At 39.6% G+C, this 6,930-nt stretch carries 3 protein-coding genes; all 3 read left to right on the top strand.

From position 1 onward, the window contains the following. Nucleotides 1-543 (top strand): T9SS type A sorting domain-containing protein (locus tag IW15_RS21675; protein WP_034715689.1); only part of this gene is annotated, 543 nt, incomplete at its 5' end. A 1-nt stretch (nucleotide 544) separates the two neighbouring features. Next, entirely contained in the window at nucleotides 545-3,448 is a 2,904-nt protein-coding gene (locus tag IW15_RS21670) for a hypothetical protein (protein WP_034715687.1), read from the top strand. 26 nt (nucleotides 3,449-3,474) lie between these two features. After that, on the top strand, nucleotides 3,475-6,930 hold a 3,456-nt coding region (locus IW15_RS21665), incomplete at its 3' end, for a DUF6443 domain-containing protein (RefSeq protein WP_051882306.1).

Raw genomic sequence — 6,930 nt, 5'->3', positions numbered from 1 at the left:
GTCCTGCATTCAGCTGATGATAAATCTTCAAAAGGGATTCTACTCGGTGGTTACACTCAGGCAGAAGGCCGAATAGAAAGTGATGATGAGACCTTCTGGATGCTGTACTTAAATCAGGATGGCAATGAACAGTGGCGGAAATATGTAAAAGGAGAATCCCGAAAGAAAGAAGAAAGATTGTCTGATATAAAGCTTAACAGAGACGGTTCCATTATACTGGCAGGAACGAGCGCCGAAGAGCTTGGAAAAGAGAACTGGAAGATCGTAAAGCTTGGAGACAGCCAGATTGATAAGTTGATCGAAAAAAAGGAGATTAAAATTTACCCGAATCCGGTAACGGATTATGCCTATGTAGAAACCGGCTTTGAATTTAAAAATGCTGAAATCACTTTGTATGATATGGGTGGCAGACAGCTCCAAACACTACACACCAAAAACAAAATCACTAAAATCAATACCCAGAATCTGATTCAGGGAGCTTATCTGGTGGTGATAAAGACCGACACGAACAAAACAGCGAATGCTAAACTGATTAAGAGATAATATGATGAAAAATACTAAAATAAAAAAGTCTTTAAAATTTTTAGGGTTAGTGACAGCAGTCATCATCAATAATAATATAAAAGCACAACAAGAAATTAATTTTGGAGATAACTCACGGCCCGTTCCTTCAGTATCCTCTTTAGCGACCTATAACAATACACCGATGTCAGTTGTTACAGGAATGCCTGGGCTTTCCGTTCCTTTATTTGAACTTCCGACGAAAACGAAAAGAATTTCAGTACCATTGGCTCTTGCCTATAATTCTGCCAATTTAAATGTGACAGAAGCTGCCAGTGATGTGGGAGCGGGGTGGTCTTTATTTGCAGGAGGAGTCATATCCAGAGAAATTATAGACGGCTTAAATGAACAGACGTATAATGATAATCCTGCCACTTACTCAAAGGAAGAATTAAATGATATATTTTATTACAATCTTCCGGGCATTTCAGGGAAATTCAGACTTAACAGGAATTTGGCTGCAGGTACCATTGATATTGAAAATCTTTCCCCTAACAAAGTGAAAATTTCCTTTATACGGCAGCCTAATCCCCTCTATTTTACGATTGCCAGCTTTACCATTACAGATGAGAAGGGCTATAAATATATCTTTAATGATTATAGTGAGGGGACCAATTACGCTTCAGGCATTTATCAGTACAGATCAGCGTTCTTCTTAAGTCAGATAAAACTCGCAGATGATACCACGGTTGCCAGTTTTGAGTACAGAAAAGACAGCAAGCATGAAACTGAAGAATGGACTTCTAATATTGTATACACGAGCTGTAAACTGGCAAAAATAAATTCTGAGGGCCAAGGATCAATATCTATTGATTACCAGTATGATAATACGCTGGAAAAGACCATGAATGATCCCTACAGCATCTCACAAATCCTTCTGAAGGATGCCAGAGCCAATGTAATTTCAGGATATAAATTTAATTACAGCTTAGCCATGATATACCAATCTACATGGGCTGATAATACTGAGGAAAAAGGAAGACGGTTATTGAACAAACTCATAAAAATTAACAAAAACCTTGCAGAGTATGAAAAAACAAGTTTTGTATACAACCCCTTCAACAATTATCTCCCGTATGAAGATTACAATGCTCCGGGATTGTTAAGAAAAATGATCCATCCAACCGGAGGAATAACAGAATATAATTATGAACCGAATGAATACTTTTTTGACAGAAATTCACCGGAATACCTGAATAATGCACTGACGGCTGACTATATGACTGATCCTCTTGTTCAAGAGCTAAGTACTCCAGTTCCGGTAGTCAATATCGACACCAACCAAAGCTTGCAGTACACCTTATCCATTCCCGGAACCGCGGATACAGAAAAAACCTTTTTTTTAGAGTTAAGTAATGTCCAATATTATCCTCCGGGAACGTGGATTCCGGATCCGACCCCTGATCCTGATGATCAGCCTGCTCCAGGATCAGAACCGGGGCCCGGAGGGCATTATCATTTCGAGTTGAACTTTACAGTAAAAAAAGATGGGGTAACCATCAATCCATATGAGCCGACTGCTTATCGTTTGAAACCAGGTAATTACACTGTGACGATTTCCGGAACTGGGGGGCAGGCACAGCTCCTCATGTCTCAGATCAAACTTAAGGATGGACCTTACCCTAATAAAAACAGTACTTATAAATATGGGCCCAGAATAAAAAACATAAAACACTATAACAGCAGTACAGAAACGCAACCTGTAAAAACCGAACAGTACAACTATGCTGCATTTAATGATCCCAACAGCTCAAGCGGTTATATCTTTAGAAATGAATCTGAAAAAAACAACTTGTTCCCAGGTTATATCCTGTACAAAAATGTATCGGTAACAGATGGTGAAAACGGTTTTGTGCGATACTATTTTAAAACTCCGGATGATTATCCCAAAACTCCGTATACCGTGGATGGAAATACGACAAGCTTCTGGCCTTACTATACGATAACAAAATCCGGTGTACCACAGAAGAAAGAGGTGTATAATGCACAGAATCAATTGGTGTCCTCTGATGAGTACGAGTCAGAATTTGAAACGCTTCAAAATCTTCCGGATCTTAAAATAGAAGCATTTGATGGAATCGCGGAGAAGTATACAAAGCCTGCTTATGTTAAAAACACAAAAACCACTACAAAAACCTTTGCAGGCACCAGACAGTCAAAAAGTGTAGTAGAGACTGTTACTAATCCATACAATTTTCAAGCAGCATCAATGAAAGAAATTTCTTCAGATGGCATTACCACTGAAAAATGGATGAGATATGCTTCAGATAAAAATAAGACACAGCTTATTAATGCCAATATGGTTTCGGTTCCTTTAGAAACAGAAACAAAAGTAAACGGAAAGTCAATCGATAAAGTGGAGACCCTATACGACAATGCAGGTAGATTTGATCCTTTGTCGGTTATCGTAAGCAATACTGATAATGGAATTTCTAAAACCACGATTAAATATGAGGCTTATGATTCCTATGGAAATCTTCAGCAGTATTCAGTGAATATTAATGAAGCTACGGGGCGGGGCTTTCCTTCTGTAGCAATCTGGGGATACAATCAGACATTACCCATTGCAAAAATAGAAGGGGCAAAACTTTCCGACATTGGAAATCTGGCTGCCGATATTATTGCAAAATCCAATGCAGACAAAGACGATTCAACCGAAACCGAGCTTATCAATGCATTAGATGTATTCAGAAGCAATGCTGCTTTAAAGAACTTTCAGATCATCACTTATACCTATGATCCTTTAGTGGGAATTACAACGGTAACACCTGCTGATGGGATCAGGGAGATCTATAAATATGACCAGAATGGCCGTCTGAAATCGGTCATAGATGTTAATGGAAATATTCTTAAAGAATACAAGTATAACACAAAACCTCAGCCCTAGATTGTTACCATTTTAAATTAAAAAAAATGAAAAAAATTATATTAATCCTATATCTCTTTTTCGCGGTTTGGGGCCAGGCTCAAAACTTAACACAGGCGGAAAACTATACCTACAGCAGAACTTATTTAGAGGCAGTTACTTCAGAACAGCCTGCTGCTGCCCAGATGCAGATGGTACAATATTTAGACGGGTTGGGAAGACCTGTTCAGAATATAGCCGTAAAAGCATCACCTTCTGCTAAAGACATCGTAGTTCCTGTAACCTATGACAGCTCAGGAAGACCGGCGAAATCTTTTCTTCCCTTACCATCTGATTCACAGAACGGAGCTTATTTCCCAGCTACAAACGGAAATACGGTCAATACCTATTATGGTATCCCGAATGCTTATGTAGAAACAGCTTACGAAAAATCCCCATTAAGCAGACCTGAAAAGCAGGCGTTGCCCGGAGGAGATTGGCAGATGGGCGGATCCCATACCCAAAAAGTAGAATACACTTTGAATAGTGCTGGAAAAGTAAAACGATTTCAGGCTCAAAGTGTCTGGAATTCCTCCGCGGGAATCAATGATGTCTCACTAGTTATTGCATCAGATGATGCCTATACTTCGGGAGGATATTATAATGCAGGTACTTTGTCTGAAACTGTAACAAAAGATGAAGATGGAAATGAAACCCACTCATTTTCCAATTCCAGAGGACAAAATATTCTGGTACGTCAGATCAATACTAAAGCGGATGGTACCTCGGAGAATCTGGATACTTATTATGTGTATAATGAATCCGGGAGCGTTGTTTTTATCATTCCTCCTAAAGCGGCAGCTTCTCCCATTTCCCAGATTATTTTGGATAATCTGTGCTATCAGTATAAATATGACGGGTATAACAGGCTTGTTGAAAAAAAGATTCCGGGGAAAGGCTGGGAATATACAGTCTTTGATCAACAGGATAGACCTGTTTTAAGTCAGGATGCAATCTTGCGAACGAGTGATAATAATTTCGCAAAAAAAGGATGGATATTCACAAAATATGATAATTATGGCAGACCTCTATACAACGGATTCTTTGCCAATAATGCCTCCAGGTATTCTATGCAGACGGCCCTAAATACGATGTCAGTCAATGCACTTAATAATGAAAAGCCAAGCAGTACTCCTTTTGTACTGAGTGGAATGAATATTTACTATACCAAAGAAGCTTTTCCAACAGGAAGCATGACCATTCTGGGCGTAAATTATTATGATGAGTACCCTGCCGGAATTCCTGACAGACCAACACAGATACAGGGCCGTGCGACTCTTTCACCTGTACCCGCCAGTATAACTTCTAATAGCTTATCATCTGTCCGGAGTACTAAAATGCTTCCAACCGCATCCTTTACAAGAAACATCGAAAATGAAAAATGGACTTCATCGGTACTCTGGTATGATACATTAGGAAGAATCATTGGAACTTATGAAGGAAATCATTTGGGAGGGTTTACCCGTACTGAGGCTTTACTGGATTTTTCAGGGAATACAAAAGAGTTTTATACTTTTCATTCGAGAGAATCCTCATCTTTGGAGGTTACGGTAAAAGACAGATTTGTATACAGCCCACAGAATATCCTGATGAAACATTATCAGCAGATCAATACTCAACCGGAAGAGTTGTTGTCTGATTATACCTATAACGATATTGGTCAGCTCACCAATAAGAAAACCGGGGCCGGGGTGCAGAGTATTGATTATTCTTACAATATCAGAGGGTGGCTTACTGGAATTAATGCGGCTGATATCAATAACCTGGGAAACAAGCTTTTTGCTTACAGAATAAAATACAACACGATGGAAGGGGCGGAAGTACCTAACAATTCCTTTACAAACCTTATGGTGAAACCAAGATACAACGGTAGCATTGCCGAAGTTGACTGGAAAACGGCCTCCGGAGCCAATGAACCGCTGAGAAGGTATGGGTATGTGTATGATGGTGCAGACAGATTACTGGCAGGATTTTTCCAGCTTGGTACCAATCCATTCTCTAAAGAATACAGTGAGGTGATGGATTATGACCTTGGCGGTAATATTACTTCGCTGTTTAGGACGGGAGGGACGATCAACGGGCAGGCAGAAGTAATGGACGATCTTGGGTATGCTTATCTTGGTAACAGCAATCAGTTAGACTATGTAAAGGAATCGGGAAGGGGAAATGCCTTTAGTGGTTACCCTCTTGCTTCCGGAAAAGGAGCATCTATAGAATATGATGCCAATGGAAATATGACGAACCATCTGGACAAGAGTCATCAAAAAATCAATTATAACTTTTTGAATCTTCCTTACCAGATTCTTTTTCCTTCCAAATCACAAAATATTAACTATATCTATTCTTCCGATGGGACCAAACTGCAGATGATTAAGGAAGGGACAGTGACAGATTATCTGGGAGCATTTCAGTATACTTCCTCCACTATCTTAGGAGAACAGCCTTTTTTCGTACTTGCCAATGAAGAAGGCTATTATGATTTTACTAATAGCAGGTATGTGTATCAATATAAAGATCACTTAGGAAATGTAAGACTTTCTTATGCAAAAAATACCAGCATTGGACAACCGGTCATCTTGGAGGAGAATAATTACTATCCTTTTGGATTAAAACATGCAGGATACAATACAGGGGATACAACCAATAATAAATTTAAATATCTTTACAATGGCAAGGAATTGCAGAGTACCGGAAATCTGGATTACGGATGGAGACAGTATATGCCAGATCTTGGAAGATGGAACGGGATGGATCAATTGGCAGACAAGTTTCACTCTACAAGCACTTATGCTTATGTAATGAACAATCCTATCTCTTTAATAGATCCGGATGGAAGGGACGTTACTCCGATTTCAGGCGGCTACGAACTCTCGGGAGGTGATATTGCATGGGGGTTGAGTTACTTCGACGGTGGAGGAAGTGTAAAAGACTTTGATACTGCGGTAGCCAATTGGAATTTGGGAGGAGGTTCATTTGGCAGCGATAATGAAACGTTTTGGAAGACTAGCTTTCCAACCACAGCAATACCTGAAATTATAGTCAAAGGAAAAAAAGGAACAGGTTTTGGTGAGGGTACTTATAATGGTGCTGCTATGTATAGCGGTCTTTTAGGAGCATTACAAGACTTAAATACTCAGCAGGCAATGAGTGCCTGGCAAACTGCTATCAACGAAACGGAAATCGGTAAGTCTATAGGTTCATTAGAAAAATTCTTGTTCTTAGAGACACCTTTGAGCTTTGCGGGCGGAGCGCTTCTTTCTGCAGGATGGAGAGCAAGTGGAATAGGGCAATACTTATGCAGACCTATAGGCAGGCTCACCAATGGTCTTATTAAAATCTGCTTCACAGAAGGAACGTTGGTGGCTGCAGAAAAAGGCAGCAAAAAGATTGAAGATATTAAAGAAGGCGATCTTGTATGGAGCTACAACGAAGAAACAGGTAAAAAAGAACTGAAAAAAGTAGTT

The organism is Chryseobacterium soli, assembly GCF_000737705.1.
GTDB classification, from domain to species: Bacteria; Bacteroidota; Bacteroidia; order Flavobacteriales; family Weeksellaceae; genus Chryseobacterium; species Chryseobacterium soli.
The sequence above is the reverse complement of the archived record's forward strand: the minus strand, read 5'-3'. Positions and strand labels throughout refer to the sequence as shown.

Bases quoted from the DNA above. Each gene is read 5' to 3' on its own strand.
- IW15_RS21670 (WP_034715687.1), top strand. From the start codon at position 545: ATGATGAAAAATACTAAAATAAAAAAGTCTTTAAAATTTTTAGGGTTA.